Here is a 15,527-nt window from a genome sequence, read left to right on the forward strand (position 1 = left end):
ACAGCTCCTGCGGCGCCTTCCCGACCGGCGCCTTCTCGACCGGCGCCTTCTCGACCGGCGCCTTCTCGACCGGCGCCTTCTCGACCGGCGCCTTCTCGACCGGCGCCTTCTCGAACGAGGGCCTTTCCGGCGAGGGCTTCTCCGACGATGCCTGCTGCGGCAACGGCTCCTCCGGCAACGGCTTCTCCGGCCGCTCGTCACTCATGTGGGTCACCCTATGCAGAGACGCCCCCCAGTTGAATGCCCCACCGGGCCCACCTCCGCCCGGCCGACGCCCGGGCGGCCCTCACCCCCGCCCCGCGTACATCCGCGCGATCACGTCCTCGATGTCCGGCTCCCGCACCGACAGGTCCAGCAGCGGGTACCGCGACGCCACCTCCGCCACCAGCGGCGCCGCCGACTCCCCCGCCGGGAACGCCAGCCACTGCCGCGGCCCCTCCACCCTCACCACCCGCGCCCCCGCCACCTCGACCGGCGCGAGCTCCCGCTCCAGGTCGACCACCAGCGTCCGTTCGCCCTGCCCCATCGCGTGCAGCCCGCCCAGCTCCCCGTCGTACATCAGCCGCCCGTGGTCGATCACCATCACCCGCTCGCACAGCTGCTCGATGTCCTGGAGGTCGTGCGTGGTCAGCAGCACCGTCGTCCCGAGCTCCTCGTTCAGCTGCCGCAGGAAGCCCCGTACCTTCGCCTTGCTGACCACGTCCAGCCCGATCGTCGGCTCGTCCAGGTACAGCACCTCCGGATCGTGCAGCAGCGCCGCCGCGATGTCCCCGCGCATCCGCTGCCCCAGCGACAGCTGCCGTACCGGTACGTCGAGCAGCGCGGCGAGGTCGAGCCGGTCCACGCAGCGCTCCAGGTTCTCCGCGAACCGCGCCGCCGGGATCCGGTACATCCGGCGCATCAGCCCGTACGAGTCCTTCAGCGGCAGGTCCCACCACAGGGTGGTGCGCTGCCCGAACACCACCCCGATCCGGTGCGCGAGCCGCATCCGCTCCCGCGCCGGGTCGATGCCCGCGACGCGCAGCCGGCCGCCGCTCGGCGTGAGGATGCCGGTCAGCATCTTGATGGTGGTGGACTTCCCCGCGCCGTTGGGCCCGATGTAGCCGACCACCTCACCCCGGGCGATCTCGAAGCTGATCCCGTCCACCGCCCTGACCTGTCGTTTCTCCCGCCGCACCAGGCCCACGCGGCGTCGTACGTCGAAGACCTTCTCGACCCCGTCCAACGAGATCAGCGCATCCGGCACGGCCACCACGGCTAGCTCCCCGTACTTCGGTAGGAACGCAGACCCGCGCGCCAGGCCAGCGACGCGGGCAGGAACAGTGCCAGGGCGACCAGCGGACTCAGGAACGCGGTCCACTGCGGCAGCCCCAGCGGGACGGGCCGCCCCAGCACGTACTGCGCGGGCAGCCAGTTGACGAAGGCCAGCGGCACGACGAAGACCACCCCGCGCAGCAGGTCCTGCCCGAACACCGTCGGCGGGTACTGGAGCATGGTGCAGCCCCCGTACGTGAAGGAGTTCTGCACCTCCGCCGCGTCCCCGGCGAGGAACTGGAACGCGGCCCCCGCCACCAGCACCGCGGCGAAGATCCCCGCCCCGGCGACGACCATCACCGCCACCAGCAGCACCTTCACGGCCGTCCAGTCCACCTCCAGCGCGGCGATCCCCCAGGCCATCACCGCCAGCCCCTGCGTGATCCGCCCCAGCCGGCGCAGCGCGAAGCGGTCGGCGGCGACCTGCGCGAGGACCGGTACGGGGCGCACCAGCATGGTGTCGAGGGAGCCGTCACGGATCCGGGCCCCGATCCGGTCGGTGTTGCCGAGGAACAGGTCGGCCAGGCCGAGGGAGGCCGAGCAGGACCCGTAGAGCAGGGCGATCTCGGGGAGGGTGAACCCGCCCAGGGCGTCGACGTGGGAGAACATGACGGCGATCGCGACGAAGTCGAGCAGCGAGATCACCGCGTTCCCGAAGGTCGCGAGGAGGAAGGACGCCCGGTACGTCATCGTCGACCGGATCCACATCGCGACGATCAGCCGGTAGCCGCGCAGCCCCTCACGGGCCCGCCCACGGCGCGCAGGGGCCGCGTACGGCTCCCCGGCCACCCACGCCACATCTGCCTCGACCACCCCGGTGGAACCACCACCCGCAGCAGACCCACCAGCAACAGACCCGCCCACCTCACCCACCCTGGATCACCACCTTCCGCGTCGCCGCCGACTGCACCAGCCGCCCCGCGCCCAGCAGTACGAGCGCCCAGGCGGCCTGGAACCCCAGCGCCCGGGCGGCGCCGCCCGCCCCCGCGTGCGTACCGAGCAGCACGTCCAGCGGGACCTGGAGCATCGCCGCCCAGGGCAGCATCCGCACCAGCTCGCCGAAGCCGCCCGGGAACACCGTGAGCGGCAGCAGCATCCCCGAGAAGAAGATCGTCACGAGGGAGGCCATCATGTTGATCCCGCTGCCGTCCATCAGCCAGAACGCCGCCAGCCCCAGCAGGTACCGCACCGCGAAACCGACCGTCAGGGCGAGGACGACCGACACCAGGAACAGCAGCCAGCGCCCCGGATCCGACGGCAGCGCCAGCCCGAAGGCGAGCGCCCCCGCCGCCAGCGGCGCCACCCCGCGCCCCAGCAGCTGGAAGGCGGCCCGGCCCAGGTCGGCCGAGAGCCACCACAGCTGGAGGTCCGCCGGGCGGTAGAGGTCGACGGCGATGTCACCCGTACGGACGCGCTCCTGGAACTCCTCCTGGAAGCCGCCCCCGAGCAGCGAACCGGCCGCCAGCAGGGACTGGCTGACCCAGACGAAGGTGAGCGCCTGCGCCTGGTCGTAGCCGCCGAGCCCCGGACGCTCGTCCCACAGCGCGATGTACGTGTACGCGACGATGAAGCCGAACACGGTGTTGGTGAACACCCCCGCGGCCGTCGCCGTCCCGTAGGCGGCGTAGCGCCGGAACCCGCCCGCCGCGACGGCCGGGTAGAGCCACGGTCTGCCGCCCTCGCACCGCACTTCGCCGAGACCCGCTCTCTGACGCACCGTATCCCTCCGTTTCCCACGTCGTTCCTACGTCGGCCAAAGCGCGCGAGCTTAGTGCGGAGGGGCGAGCCACGCGACCGTTTTATGCCCGTCCGGAGCGGAATCAACGGCCATCGGGTAGACACCATGAGGTACGGATGTGGATATTTCACACAGCCACGAGGAGTTCCGGAGATGAGCGACCAGTCACCACCCCAGGGCTGGCCCCCTCGTGACCCGGACACCCCCGAACAACCCACCACGGGCGGCCCCGAGGGCGCCGCACGCACGACCGGCCCGCCCCCGGGCCCCGGAGCCGCGGCGGCCGCCCGGCGCAAGCGCGGCCGCCAACGCACCGGCTGGCGCCGCCTCTTGCCCACCTGGCGCATGGTCCTGGGCGGCCTGCTGCTGCTCGCCCTGCTGATCGGCGGCGCCCTGGTGGCCGGCTACCTGCTGGTCGACATCCCGCCCGCCAACGCCGCCGCCACCGCGCAGTCCAACGTCTACCTCTACGCCGACGGTTCCCAGCTGGCCCGTGACGGCGAGGTCAACCGCGTCAACGTCCCGCTGTCACAGATCCCCCGCGGCGTCCAGGAAGCCGTACTGGCCGCGGAGGACCGGGACTTCTACTCCGAACGGGCGGTGGACCCCAAGGCGATGCTGCGCGCCGCCTGGAACACCGCGACCGGCAAGGGCACCCAGTCCGGTTCGACCATCACCCAGCAGTACGTCAAGAACTACTACCTGGGCCAGGAACAGACGGTGAAGCGCAAGGCCAAGGAGTTCTTCATCGCGATCAAACTCGGTCGTGAGAAGTCGAAGGACTACATCCTCGAGGGATACCTGAACACCAGTTACTTCGGCCGCAACGCCTACGGCATCCAGGCCGCCTCGCAGGCCTACTACGGCAAGGACGTCAACAAACTCACCACCGCCGAGGGCGCCTACCTCGCCACCCTCCTCAACTCCCCCAGCGCCTTCGACGTCGTCTCGCACCCGCAGAGCCGCGCCCGCGCCGTCGCCCGCTGGAACTACGTGCTCGACGGCATGGTGAAGAAGAAGTGGATGACCGCCACCGACCGCGCCGCGGCCCGCTTCCCCGAGCCCGGAAAGGTCCGCCCGGCCGCCGGCCTGTCCGGCCAGCGCGGCTACCTCGTCGAGGCCGTCAAGGACTACATCACCGAACACGAGATCCTCGACGACAAGACCCTCGCCGAGGGCGGCTACCGGATCACCACCACCATCGACAAGCGCCGCCAGGGCCAGTTCGTCAACGCCGTCCAGAAGGAAATGGCCGACAAGCTCGACCCGGCGGCGCGCCCCGCCGACCGCGTGGTGCGCGCGGGCGGCGCCTCCATCGACCCGGCCACCGGCAAGGTCATCGCCCTCTACGGCGGCATCGACTACACGAAGCAGTACGTCAACAACGCGACCCGGCACGACTACCAGGTGGCCTCCACCTTCAAGCCGTTCGTCTTCGCGTCGGCCGTCGAGAACGACTCCCGCACCCAGGACGGCCGCCGGATCACCCCGAACACCATCTACAACGGCGACAACAAGCGCCCGGTCGTCGGCGGCCGGATCCGCTTCGCCCCGGAGAACGAGGGCCAGGTGTCGTACGGCCCGATCACCGTCAACACCGCCACCGACCTCTCCGTCAACACCGTGTACGCGCAGATGGCCGTCGACGTGGGCGGGGCCAAGGTCAAGACGACCGCCATCGCCCTCGGCATCCCGGAGGACACCCCGAACTTCGACGCGGGTCCGGCCATCGCGCTGGGCACCATGCAGGCCAGCGTGCTGGACATGACCCAGGCCTACGCGACCCTCGCCGACCACGGCCGCCGCACCCCGTACACGTTCCTGGAGAAGATCACCAAGGACGGCGAGAACCTCCACCTCCCCGACCGCACCCCGAACCAGGCCATCAGCCGCGAAGCCGCCGACACGACCACCTCCATGCTGGTCAGCGTCGTGGACAACGGCACCGGTACGGCGGCCCTGGCGGCCGGCCACCCGGCCGCGGGCAAGACCGGCACCGCCGAAGTCGACCGCTCGGCGTGGTTCGCGGCGTACACCCCGGACCTGGTCACGGTCGTCGCGATGATGGGCCAGGACCCGGACACGGGCACCCTGCAGTCCCTCTACGGGGCGCTCGGCGAGGCCCGTATCGGGGGCGGCGGCTATCCGGCGCGGATCTGGGCCGCGTACACGAAGGCGGCCCTGGAGGCCACGGACCCGGTGGACTTCGACCTGGAGCTCCAGCCCGGCGCGGCCCAGCCCCCGCCGCCGGTCCAGCCCACCACCCCGCAGCCGCCCGAAGACAGCCGGCCGCCCGCCGAGCCCACCCCGCCGACGGGCGGACAGACCCAGGACGGCCGGACCCAGGGCGGCCAGACGAACGGGGGCCAGACCCAAGGCGGCCAAACCCAGGGCGGCCAGACCAACGGGGGCCAGACCCAGGGCGGCCAGACGCAAGGCGGCCAGACCAACGGGGGCCAGACCCAAGGCGGTCAAACGCAAGGCGGTCAAACGCAAGGCGGCCAGACCCAGGGCGGCCAAACGCAGGGCGGCCAGACAACGGGCGGACAGACAACGGGCGGACAGACCACCGGCGGCGAGACCACCGGCGGCGAGACCCAGGGCGGCGGCACCTTCCGCAACCGCCGCCCCGCGGCCGACCTCCTGGAGTGAGTGAGGGTCAGTGACCCGAGGTCGCCTTCAGGCCCACCACGGCGACCAGCAGCAGACAGATGAAGAAGATCCGGGCGGCGGTGACGGGCTCTCCCAGCACCGCCATCCCGAGCACGGCCGCACCGGCCGCACCGATGCCCACCCAGACGCCGTACGCCGTACCGATGGGCAGGGTCTTCGCCGCGTACGACAGCAGCACCATGCTCGCGACGATGCCCGCGCCCGTGAAGACGGACGGCCAGAGCCGGGTGAAGCCCTCGGTGAATTTCATGCCGATCGACCAGCCGACTTCGATGAGACCGGCGACGATGAGAAGAACCCATGCCATGACGAGGCACCTCCGGGACGAGAACGGAAAGGAAGTGCGTCGTCTTTGCGTCCTGCAACCCGGTACGGCGCGTCTCGTCGGGGGTTCCCCACCACCGTAGCAAAAGGCACCGAAAAGGGCCGGTGACCCCGGTCACCGGCCCTTCAGAAGTGGATCAGGGGCTCAGAGGTACAGCCCGGTGGAGTCCTTGGACCCCTCCAGCCGCTCCGCGGCCACGGCGTGCAGGTCCCGCTCGCGCATCAGCACGTACGTCGCCCCGCGCACCTCGACCTCCGCCCGGTCCTCCGGGTCGTACAGGACCCGGTCGCCCGGCTCCACGCTGCGCACGTTCTGGCCGACCGCGACCACCTCGGCCCAGGCGAGCCGCTTGCCCACCGCGGCCGTCGCCGGAATCAGGATGCCGCCGCCCGAGCGCCGCTCGCCCTCGGGCAGGTCGGACTTCACGAGCACGCGGTCGTGCAGCATGCGGATGGGCAGCTTGTCGTGGGTGGTGTTCTCGCTCACGCCACGAACCTACCTGCCCCGGCGCGCCCCGTACCCCGGAGGGTCCTCACCGCTTGCGGCGCGCCGAGACCACGAGCAGGCCCACCACACCCGCCGCGAGGAGCACGACGGGCACGATCCGGTCCGCGCGCGGAGCGCCGTCCTCGCGGCACAGGCCGCCCTTCACGTCCGTGACGAGCCGGTTGACGGCCACGAAGGCGCGCCCGGCGGTGTGGTCCACAGCGCTGACCGCCTTGGCCTTCGCGTCCCCGATGATCGTCTTCGGGTGCATGCGCACGCCGATCTCGTCGAGCGTCTCGGCGAGCTGCTCGCGGCGGCGGACGATGTCCGCCTCGATCTGTGCGGGGGTCCTGGCTTCCGGCACCGCGCTGCCTCCGTCGTCGTGTCGTACTCGTGGTCGCATGGGGCGTAGTCCGCCATGAACAGTCTGTCAGCTTAGTCTCGTGGCGTACCGTTCCCCTCCCGAGGAGAAGACCTACCGATGAGCGAGCGACTCCAGCCGGGCGACACCGCCCCCGCCTTCACCCTGCCCGACGCGGACGGCAACGAGGTGTCGCTGGCCGCCCACAAGGGCCGCAAGGTGATCGTGTACTTCTACCCGGCCGCCCTGACGCCGGGCTGCACGAAGCAGGCCTGCGACTTCACGGACAACCTCTCCCTCCTCGCCGACGCGGGCTACGACGTCATCGGCGTCTCCCCGGACAAGCCGGAGAAGCTCGCGAAGTTCCGCGAGAAGGAGCACCTGAAGGTCACCCTGGTCGGCGACCCCGACAAGGAGACCCTGACTGCGTACGGCGCCTTCGGCGAGAAGAAGCTCTACGGCAAGACGGTCACCGGGGTCATCCGCTCCACGGTGGTCGTCGACGAGGAGGGCAAGGTCGAACACGCCTTCTACAACGTCAAGGCCACGGGCCACGTAGCCAAGATCATCAAGGACCTGGGGATCTGACGCGACCCCCTCCCTCCGAAATCGCCCGTACCGAACAAATCGGTGCGGGCGATTCCGCTTATCGGATGAAATCCACCGTAACCGTCCGACTATCGGTCCGTTACTCCATGCGAGTGCCGTACGCGCGGCCGAGACACGGAGGGGACCGAAATGCCGACCAGCCCATACACGAAGGACCGCCTCACGGAGGCGGCATGCACGTCACGCACGCTGACCGAGGCGCTGGAGAAGCTGGGGGTGGATCCGAGGAGCGGCTCGCGCCACTACCTGCTCAACCGCATGCGGAAGCTGGAAGTCGACGTTTCGCACTTCGAGCCGGAGAGGGTGAAGTGGACACGGGAGATCCTGGCCGAGGCGGTCGCCGCCTCGACCACCATGTGCGACGTGCTCCGACGCCTCGGCCTCGACGTCGTGGGCGGCCACCACACCCACATCAGCCGCAAGGTGAAGGCGTTCGCAATCGACACCTCGCACTTCGCGCCTCCCCCACGCACGGAGCGAATGCGCGAAAACCGGCGGCGGCGCTCACCCGAGGAACTCCTCCGCGAAAACCCCTCCCCGACCGCGACCAGGGTGCACAACCGCAGGCTGCGACGCGCGCCGATGGAGATCGGACATGAGGAGCGCTGCTCCATGTGCGGCCTGGAAGCCACCTGGCAGGGGGAGCCTCTGCCCCTGGAGGTCGACCACATCAACGGGGACTGGCGAGACAACCGCGCAGACAACCTTCGGTTCCTCTGCCCCAACTGTCACTCCACGACGGATACATACCGAGGCCGCGCCAAGGGCCGTCGGTGACCGCCACCGCCCGCTACACGCGGGAACTGCTGGCCGAGGCCGCGGCTCGATGCAAGGACATCGACGAGGTCATCGCCCGCTACGGCATAACGCCGCACCCCGAGCGGCTCGGGCAATACCTCATGCGCCGCTTCTCCGCATACGGCATCGACGTCTCCCACTTCAAACGGCGACCCTACAGGCGCCACGAGAAGCCAGACGGGAGCACCCTGCGGAACGCGGTTGCCACATCACAATCATGGTCGGAGACCCTGCGGCGTCTCGACCGGCCCGACAGCTTCGCGTGGAGGGCCTCTCTCAAGAGGTGGGTCCTCGACTCCGGGCTGGACACGTCGCACTTCCTCGGGCAGGCGCACCAGCGCGGCAAGCCGGGGCCCGTTGCCGCCCGGCCCGCCACCGAGGTGCTCGTCCACCACGACGGACAACGACGCACCGGGACCAAACTCCTGCGCCGCGCCCTCCGCGAAGTCGGCGTGCCCGACGAGTGCGAGCGGTGCGGGACGCCCCCCGAATGGCGCGGACACCCCATGACGCTGGAGATCGACCACATCAACGGCGATTGGAGCGATGACCGGCGCGAGAACCTCCGGCTACTGTGCCCCAACTGCCATGCGACGACGAATACCTGGTGTCGCGGAGGACAGCGCAGGCCAGTCGCCGACCGAAGCGGGGCCGCCGTACACTAGGCGCGGCAAGCCGGACTAGATGTCCGAATTACGCAATCTGTCGCGGTCGTGGCGAAATTGGCGATACGCGCTGGGTTTAGGTCCCAGTGGGGTAACACCCGTGGGGGTTCGAGTCCCCCCGACCGCACACAGTCCGAAGGCCCCGCACGCAGTCGTGTGCGGGGCCTTCGGCGTTCCGGCCGGGGGTCAGCCCAGCAGTTCGCGGACCACCGGGATCAGGGCGCGGAAGGCCTGGCCGCGGTGGGAGATGGCGTTCTTTTCCGCTGCCGTGAGTTCCGCGCAGGTGCGGGATTCGCCCAGGGGCTGGAGGATCGGGTCGTAGCCGAAGCCGCCGGTGCCCGCCGGGGTGTGGCGCAGGGTGCCCAGGAGGCGGCCCTCGACGACGCGTTCGGTGCCGTCCGGGAGGGCGAGGGCGGCCGCGCAGAAGAAGTGGGCGGCGCGGTGTTCGTCGGCGATGTCCCCGAGCTGGGCGAGCAGGAGGTCGAGGTTGGCCTTGTCGTCGCCGTGGGTGCCGGCCCAGCGGGCGGAGAAGATGCCGGGGGCGCCGTTCAGGACGTCCACGCAGAGCCCCGAGTCGTCGGCGACGGCCGGGAGGCCGGTGGCCTGCGCGAGGGCGTGGGCCTTGAGGAGGGCGTTCTCGGCGAAGGTGACGCCGGTTTCCTTCACGTCCGGGATCTCCGGGTACGCGTCGGCGCCGACCAGCTCGAACGGGAGGCCGGCGGCGGACAGGATCGCGTGCAGCTCGGTGACCTTGCCGGGGTTGCGCGTGGCCAGGATCAGGCGGCGGGGCGTAGAAGTCATGCCCCCATTATTTCCGCCGCGCCGAGCGCCCCGTTCCGGTCCGGCCCGCTCAGCCCGGGGTGCAGACCTTGGAGATCTCCTTGGCGGCGTCCGCGACGGGCTGGACGTCGGGGGTGGCGTCGCCGTTCTCGACCGAGGTGCGGACGTTCTTCACGGCGGTGGTCATGGAGTCGACGGCCTTGGAGAGGTCGGCGTTGCCCGTCGAGTCCTTGATCTGCTTCAGGTTCGTCTCGATCTGGGTGAGCGCGTTCTGGGTGTCCTGGACGCTGTTCCCGGCCTGGGAGACGGCCTGCTGGAGCTGGTCGACGCTGTTGGCTATGGCCACCGCCGTGTTGGCGCAGTCCATCGCCGTGGAGATGGCGTCGCAGGAGGCCAGGGCCGGGACGGTGAGCACGGCCGTCAGTGCGATGCCGGCGATACGGAGCTTCGTCTTCATGCGGGTCCCCCAGGGCTCGGATGCGTGGACGGGCGCACGGCTGTGACACCGTGCGCCCGTACCGGCGTAGACGCGCGACCGCGTCCGGCGGTTGCCGCGCCGGTTGCTACGGGATCTGCCGCTCCAGCGCGGCGAGCTGGAGCGCTTCCAGGTCGGCGCAGCCGCCGGCGGCGAGGTCGAGGAGCGCGTTGAGCTCCTTGCGGTCGAAGGGCTCGCCCTCGGCGGTGCCCTGGACCTCGACGAAGCGGCCGTCGCCGGTGCAGACGACGTTCATGTCGGTCTCGGCGCGCACGTCCTCCTCGTAGCAGAGGTCGAGGAGCGGGACGCCGTCGACGATGCCGACGCTGACGGCGGCGACGGTGCCGGTGAGCGGCTTGCGGCCGGCCTTGATCAGCTTCTTCTGCTGGCCCCAGGCGATGGCGTCGGCGAGGGCGACGTAGGCGCCGGTGATGGCGGCGGTGCGGGTGCCTCCGTCGGCCTGGAGGACGTCGCAGTCCAGGACGATGGTGTTCTCGCCCAGCGCCTTGTAGTCGATGACGGCGCGCAGCGAGCGGCCGATGAGGCGGGAGATCTCGTGGGTGCGGCCGCCGATCTTGCCGCGGACGGATTCGCGGTCGCCGCGGGTGTTGGTGGAGCGGGGCAGCATCGAGTACTCGGAGGTGACCCAGCCTTCGCCGCTGCCCTTGCGCCAGCGCGGGACGCCTTCGGTGAAGGAGGCGGTGCAGAAGACCTTGGTGTCTCCGAAGGAGACGAGGACGGAGCCCTCTGCGTGCTTGCTCCATCCGCGTTCGATGGTGACCGGGCGGAGCTGTTCGGGCGTACGGCCGTCGATGCGAGACATGGCTGTGAGCCTAGTCGGTGCGCGGGTACGGGAAGACCCCGTCCGGCGTGCCCGGTACGGGGTCCTCGTGAAGCCGTGTCGAGCCGGTGGGCTCAGCTCACATCATGTCTTCGATCTCGCCGGCGATCGGGTCGGCGTCGGTGCCGATGACGACCTGGATGGCGGTGCCCATCTTGACGACGCCGTGTGCGCCGGCGGCCTTGAGGGCGACCTCGTCGACGAGGTCGGGGTTGGTGACCTCGGTGCGCAGGCGGGTGATGCAGCCTTCGACTTCTTCGATGTTGTCGATACCGCCGAGCCCGGCGACGATCTTCTCAGCCTTGGTGGCCATGCGTTTCTCCCTGAGTTTTACGAAGAACGAGTCTCGGCGGCCGCTACCAGCTTCGTCCGCTTCGTCACGGTAGCTCACGGTTGGCCTATCTACGCGAGCACGAGTCTGGTATCTGCCGAATGATGACCATCAGCAGCAGCCTGCCCGCAACTGGTCTACACCAGTGTGCCGCAAGTGGTGCGGCTGCCAAAACGGGCCGGTCCAGGGAGGTCGCGATGAGCGCGAGCAGCGCTGCAGCAGTGCCCCAGAAGCAGTGGTGGAACGGCTTGTTCCAGGGCCTGCAGAAGATGGGGCGCAGCCTCCAGCTGCCGATCGCCGTCCTGCCCGCCGCGGGCATCCTGAACCGGCTGGGGCAGCCGGACGTGTTCGGCGCGGACGGCCTGAACTGGACGAGGGTGGCCAGGGTGATGGCGGGTGCGGGCGGGGCCCTGCTCGACCCGGACCTCGGCCTGCCGCTGCTGTTCTGCATCGGCGTCGCGATCGGCATGGCCAAGAAGGCGGACGGATCGACGGCGCTGGCGGCCGTCGCGGGCTTCCTCGTCTACCGGGGCGTGCTGCACGCCTTCCCCGACGCGTGCCCCCCGCTCACCCGGAACATCGGCGGCGGGTGCCTGGGGCGGAACGACACCTTCGCGGGGTTCACGTACCAGAACCCGGGGGTGTTCGGCGGCATCATCATGGGCCTGCTCGCGGCCTGGTTCTGGCAGCGCTACCACCGGGTGAAGCTGGTCGACTGGCTGGGCTTCTTCAACGGGCGCCGGCTCGTCCCGATCATCATGTCGTTCGTCGCCATCGGCTTCGCCGCGGTGTGCCTGTGGATCTGGCCGCCGGTCGGCGACGCGCTGGAGAGCTTCTCCGACTGGCTGAGCGGGCTGGGCTCGTGGGGTGCGGGCATCTTCGGCGTGGCGAACCGCGCGCTGCTGGTGATCGGCCTGCACCAGTTCCTGAACGTGCCCATCTGGTTCCAGTTCGGCTCGTACACCACGCCGGAAGGGAAGACGGTCCACGGCGACATCAACATGTTCCTGAACGGCGACCCGAACGCGGGCCTGTTCCTGTCCGGCTTCTTCCCGATCATGATGTTCGCGCTGCCGGCGGCGGCGCTGGCGATCACGCACTGCGCGAAGCCGCTGCGCCGCAAGGAGATCGGCGGTCTGATGCTGTCGGTGGGCCTGACCTCGTTCGTCACGGGCATCACCGAGCCGCTGGAGTACTCGTTCCTGTTCGTGGCGCCGGCGCTGTACGCGGTGCACGCGGTACTGACGGGTGTGTCGATGGCGGTGACGTGGGCGCTGGGCGTGCACGACGGGTTCACCTTCTCGGCGGGTCTGATCGACTACGTCATCAACTGGAACCTGGCGACCAAACCGTGGCTGATCATCCCGATCGGGCTGTGCTTCGCGCTCGTCTACTACGTGGTCTTCCGGTTCGCGATCACCACGTTCAACCTCCCGACGCCGGGGCGGGAGTCGGACGAGGAGATCGCCGCAATGCAGGTGGAGAACACCAAGGCGTAGCGCGTGGGATAATAACGGCACAAACCACGGCGGTTCAGGCCTTAAGCCTGGGCGCCAAGGCCTTCGGACCCTTCGGGTCCGGGGGCCTTTGTCGTTGATGTGTGGATGTGTTCCCCGCCACGAAAATGACGGGTTCCTTACGTAGACCTCACCGTGCTACAACTGGTCTACACCACTTGATGGTGTAGACCATGAGGGCTTGTCCGGCCCCAGGTCCCCCTTTCCGAGACGCCGCCACCCCCTTTTTCCTTGTCCCCAGGCAGCGCCTTGTCCACTGGAGGAACCCCATGTCCACAGCGACCGCTGCGGAAAAGAAGAAGGGCGCTGGCGTGATGGCCGTCATGCAGCGCATCGGCCGGAGCCTCATGCTCCCCGTTGCCGTGCTGCCGGCCGGCGCTCTGCTGCTCCGCCTGGGCGCGGACGACATGCTCGGCGACAAGGACGTCTTCCCGACGTTCATCCTCAAGATCGCCGGTTACATGGCCGCCGGTGGTGGCGCGATCCTCGACAACATGGCGCTGCTGTTCGCCGTCGGCATCGCGATCGGCTTCGCCAAGAAGTCGGACGGCTCGACGGCCCTGGCCGCCGTCACCGGTTACCTGGTCTTCCAGAAGGTGCTCGCCACCTTCACCGACTCGAACCTGCCGAAGGTCGCCAAGGTCGCCGCAGGCAAGATCGTCGAGGTCGACGCCCCGGTCAACGCCGGTGTCCTCGGCGGCGTCGTGATGGGCATCATCACCGCCCTGCTGTACCAGAAGTTCTACCGGACCAAGCTGCCGGACTGGGCGGGCTTCTTCGGCGGCCGCCGCCTGGTGCCGATCCTCTCCGCCCTCGCGGGTCTGGTCACCGGCATCGTCTTCGGTCTGATCTGGCCGGTCCTCGGCACCGGTCTGCACAACTTCGGTGAGTGGCTCGTCGGCTCCGGCTCCGTCGGCGCGGGCATCTTCGGTGTCGCCAACCGCGCGCTGATCCCGATCGGCATGCACCACCTGCTGAACTCCTTCCCGTGGTTCCAGGCCGGTTCGTTCGACACCGCCAACGGCGCCGTCCACGGCGACATCGCCCGCTTCCTCGCCGGTGACCCGAGCGCCGGACAGTTCATGACCGGCTTCTTCCCGATCATGATGTTCGCCCTCCCGGCGGCCTGCCTCGCGATCGTCCACTGCGCCCGCCCCGAGCGCCGCAAGGTCGTCGGCGGCATGATGTTCTCCCTCGCGGCCACCGCCTTCGTCACCGGCGTGACCGAGCCCATCGAGTTCACCTTCATGTTCATCGCCCCGGTGCTCTACGCGATCCACGCGGTCCTCACCGGTGTCTCCCTGGCGCTGACCTGGGCCCTCGGTATGAAGGACGGCTTCGGCTTCTCCGCCGGCGCGGTCGACTTCCTGCTGAACCTCGGCATCGCGGACAACCCGTGGGGCCTGGCCGGCGTCGGCCTCTGCTTCGCGGTGGTCTACTACGTCGTCTTCCGCTTCGCGATCACCAAGTGGAACCTGCCGACGCCGGGCCGCGAGTCCGACGAGGAGCTCGCCGAGCTGGCGAAGGCCGAGGCCAAGTAGGCCTCCCGCCCCACGCGCGAAGGAGCCCCCGCTCTCCCGGAAGGGAGGGCGGGGGCTCCTTCGTCGCGCGGGGCGCGCGGAGTCGTTCAGACCTCGTAGACGGCGCCCGCGTACGCGAGGTCGACCTGGCCGTCGTAGACCGCGCGGGCGTCGGCCAGGTTCTGCTCGGCGTCCGTCCACGGCGGGATGTGCGTCAGGACGAGCCGGCCGACACGGCCGCCCCGCGCGTACTCGCCGGCCTCGCGGCCGTTGAGGTGGAGGTCGGGGACGTCCTCCTTGCCGTGCGTGAACGACGCCTCGCACAGGAACAGGTCGGCGCCCTCGGCCAGCACCCCCAGCTCGGGGCAGGTGCCCGTGTCACCCGAGTACGTCAGCGAGCGCCCGCCGTGCTCGATGCGGATGCCGTACGACTCCACCGGGTGGCAGACCTTCTCGGTGCGGACCGTGAACGGGCCGATCTCGAAGGTGGCGGACTTCAGGGTGCGGAACTCGAAGACCTCGCTCATCGAACGCTCGTCGGGGACGTCCTCGTAGGCCGTGGTCAGGCGCTGCTCGGTGCCCTCGGGACCGTAGACGGGCAGGGTGCCGCAGCGGCCGCCCTCGTGCCGGTAGAAGCGGGCGACGAAGTAGGCGCACATGTCGATGCAGTGATCGGCGTGCAGATGGCTCAGGAAGATCGCGTCGAGGTCGTAGAGACCGCAGTAGCGCTGGAGCGCGCCGAGGGAGCCGTTGCCCATGTCGAGGAGCAGCCGGAAGCCGTCGGCCTCGACGAGATAGCTCGAACATGCCGAATCCGCGGACGGGAACGACCCCGAACAGCCGACGACGGTGAGCTTCATGGAGCGTGAACCTCCGTGGACGGTCCGTGGACGGAATGCGGGCCGTGCGTGGGTCGAGCGTAAGGCGCGAAACCTCCGGTCGCTCCTCCGCGGCAGGCCGTTGTGGGGGGAATCACCTGTGCTGTCACCCAGGGGAGCGACAGGGGGCACGGACGTTGCCGTGCGGCGGGCGGCGCGGCGGGGGTGCGGCCGCCGTGCCGGGGGGCGCCCGCGCGGCTACGGTCGGTATATGGA

The 15,527-nt window shown here is 69.9% G+C and carries 17 protein-coding genes, 1 tRNA gene, 1 pseudogene and 1 riboswitch; of the genes and pseudogenes, 7 read left to right on the forward strand and 12 right to left on the reverse strand.

Annotation, left to right across the window (positions count from 1 at the left end; genetic code table 11):
* The 4 genes and pseudogenes from ACFV0Q_RS24870 to ACFV0Q_RS24885 all read right to left on the reverse strand — a co-directional run.
* Positions 1-205, reverse strand: a pseudogene (locus tag ACFV0Q_RS24870) (hypothetical protein); the annotation flags it as partial.
* An 81-nt stretch (positions 206-286) separates the two neighbouring features.
* Positions 287-1,252, reverse strand: coding sequence for an ATP-binding cassette domain-containing protein (locus ACFV0Q_RS24875; protein WP_385008570.1), 966 nt, complete (start codon positions 1,250-1,252; stop codon positions 287-289).
* 5 nt (positions 1,253-1,257) lie between these two features.
* Positions 1,258-2,127 (reverse strand): ABC transporter permease, encoded by an 870-nt coding sequence (locus tag ACFV0Q_RS24880; protein ID WP_385008571.1) that lies wholly within the window; start codon positions 2,125-2,127, stop codon positions 1,258-1,260.
* Between the two features lie 52 nt (positions 2,128-2,179).
* The gene (locus tag ACFV0Q_RS24885; RefSeq protein WP_385008572.1) at positions 2,180-3,031 is read right to left on the reverse strand and encodes an ABC transporter permease; all 852 of its coding nucleotides are present in this window, start codon (positions 3,029-3,031) and stop codon (positions 2,180-2,182) included.
* A 174-nt stretch (positions 3,032-3,205) separates the two neighbouring features.
* Here ACFV0Q_RS24885 and ACFV0Q_RS24890 point away from each other — a divergent pair, with 174 nt between their 5' ends.
* Positions 3,206-5,704 (forward strand): transglycosylase domain-containing protein, encoded by a 2,499-nt coding sequence (locus ACFV0Q_RS24890; protein WP_385008573.1) that lies wholly within the window; start codon positions 3,206-3,208, stop codon positions 5,702-5,704.
* Positions 5,705-5,711: 7 nt separating this feature from the next.
* On the opposite strand, the gene ACFV0Q_RS24895 is transcribed toward ACFV0Q_RS24890, so the two are convergent.
* The 3 genes from ACFV0Q_RS24895 to ACFV0Q_RS24905 form a co-directional block, all read right to left on the reverse strand.
* A complete protein-coding gene (locus ACFV0Q_RS24895; protein ID WP_266577141.1) occupies positions 5,712-6,032 on the reverse strand; it encodes a multidrug efflux SMR transporter in 321 nt (106 codons plus the stop codon).
* 33 nt (positions 6,033-6,065) lie between these two features.
* Positions 6,066-6,140: riboswitch (guanidine-III (ykkC-III) riboswitch) on the reverse strand.
* Positions 6,141-6,194: 54 nt separating this feature from the next.
* Positions 6,195-6,536 carry a co-chaperone GroES gene (locus tag ACFV0Q_RS24900; RefSeq protein ID WP_030239046.1) on the reverse strand — a complete coding sequence of 114 codons (342 nt, stop codon included), beginning with the start codon at positions 6,534-6,536 and terminating at the stop codon, positions 6,195-6,197.
* Positions 6,537-6,582: 46 nt separating this feature from the next.
* Positions 6,583-6,900, reverse strand: a complete 318-nt coding sequence (locus ACFV0Q_RS24905) for a DUF3618 domain-containing protein (protein WP_385008574.1) — start codon at positions 6,898-6,900, stop codon at positions 6,583-6,585.
* Positions 6,901-7,017: 117 nt separating this feature from the next.
* Between ACFV0Q_RS24905 and bcp the strand changes: the two genes are divergently transcribed.
* From bcp to ACFV0Q_RS24925, 4 genes are all read left to right on the forward strand, one after another.
* Positions 7,018-7,485, forward strand: coding sequence for a thioredoxin-dependent thiol peroxidase (gene bcp / locus ACFV0Q_RS24910; protein ID WP_266577139.1), 468 nt, complete (start codon positions 7,018-7,020; stop codon positions 7,483-7,485).
* Positions 7,486-7,635: 150 nt separating this feature from the next.
* Complete coding sequence (locus ACFV0Q_RS24915; RefSeq protein ID WP_385008575.1) at positions 7,636-8,283, forward strand: HNH endonuclease; 648 nt, start codon at positions 7,636-7,638, stop codon at positions 8,281-8,283.
* Positions 8,280-8,969, forward strand: a complete 690-nt coding sequence (locus tag ACFV0Q_RS24920; RefSeq protein ID WP_385008576.1) for an HNH endonuclease — start codon at positions 8,280-8,282, stop codon at positions 8,967-8,969. The genes ACFV0Q_RS24915 and ACFV0Q_RS24920 overlap by 4 nt, the downstream gene beginning before the upstream one ends.
* Before the next feature lie 42 nt (positions 8,970-9,011).
* Positions 9,012-9,096: transfer RNA gene (locus tag ACFV0Q_RS24925), tRNA-Leu, on the forward strand.
* 59 nt (positions 9,097-9,155) lie between these two features.
* Here ACFV0Q_RS24925 and rdgB read toward each other — a convergent pair.
* The 4 genes from rdgB to ACFV0Q_RS24945 form a co-directional block, all read right to left on the reverse strand.
* Positions 9,156-9,770, reverse strand: coding sequence for an RdgB/HAM1 family non-canonical purine NTP pyrophosphatase (gene rdgB, locus ACFV0Q_RS24930; protein WP_385008577.1), 615 nt, complete (start codon positions 9,768-9,770; stop codon positions 9,156-9,158).
* A 49-nt stretch (positions 9,771-9,819) separates the two neighbouring features.
* The gene (locus ACFV0Q_RS24935; RefSeq protein ID WP_385008578.1) at positions 9,820-10,206 is read right to left on the reverse strand and encodes a hypothetical protein; all 387 of its coding nucleotides are present in this window, start codon (positions 10,204-10,206) and stop codon (positions 9,820-9,822) included.
* 106 nt (positions 10,207-10,312) lie between these two features.
* Positions 10,313-11,047 carry a ribonuclease PH gene (rph, locus tag ACFV0Q_RS24940; protein ID WP_385008579.1) on the reverse strand — a complete coding sequence of 245 codons (735 nt, stop codon included), beginning with the start codon at positions 11,045-11,047 and terminating at the stop codon, positions 10,313-10,315.
* 97 nt (positions 11,048-11,144) lie between these two features.
* Positions 11,145-11,456, reverse strand: a complete 312-nt coding sequence (locus tag ACFV0Q_RS24945) for a glucose PTS transporter subunit EIIB (protein ID WP_385008580.1) — start codon at positions 11,454-11,456, stop codon at positions 11,145-11,147.
* 137 nt (positions 11,457-11,593) lie between these two features.
* Between ACFV0Q_RS24945 and ACFV0Q_RS24950 the strand changes: the two genes are divergently transcribed.
* Together ACFV0Q_RS24950 and ACFV0Q_RS24955 are read left to right on the forward strand one after the other, a co-directional pair.
* Complete coding sequence (locus ACFV0Q_RS24950) at positions 11,594-12,895, forward strand: PTS transporter subunit EIIC (protein ID WP_385008581.1); 1,302 nt, start codon at positions 11,594-11,596, stop codon at positions 12,893-12,895.
* Between the two features lie 287 nt (positions 12,896-13,182).
* Complete coding sequence (locus ACFV0Q_RS24955; protein WP_385008582.1) at positions 13,183-14,454, forward strand: PTS transporter subunit EIIC; 1,272 nt, start codon at positions 13,183-13,185, stop codon at positions 14,452-14,454.
* An 86-nt stretch (positions 14,455-14,540) separates the two neighbouring features.
* On the opposite strand, the gene ACFV0Q_RS24960 is transcribed toward ACFV0Q_RS24955, so the two are convergent.
* The gene (locus ACFV0Q_RS24960) at positions 14,541-15,293 is read right to left on the reverse strand and encodes an MBL fold metallo-hydrolase (protein ID WP_385008583.1); all 753 of its coding nucleotides are present in this window, start codon (positions 15,291-15,293) and stop codon (positions 14,541-14,543) included.
* Between the last annotated feature and the right edge of the window lie 234 nt (positions 15,294-15,527).

The organism is Streptomyces sp. NPDC059564, from assembly GCF_042735575.1.
Taxonomy (GTDB): Bacteria; Actinomycetota; Actinomycetes; order Streptomycetales; family Streptomycetaceae; genus Streptomyces.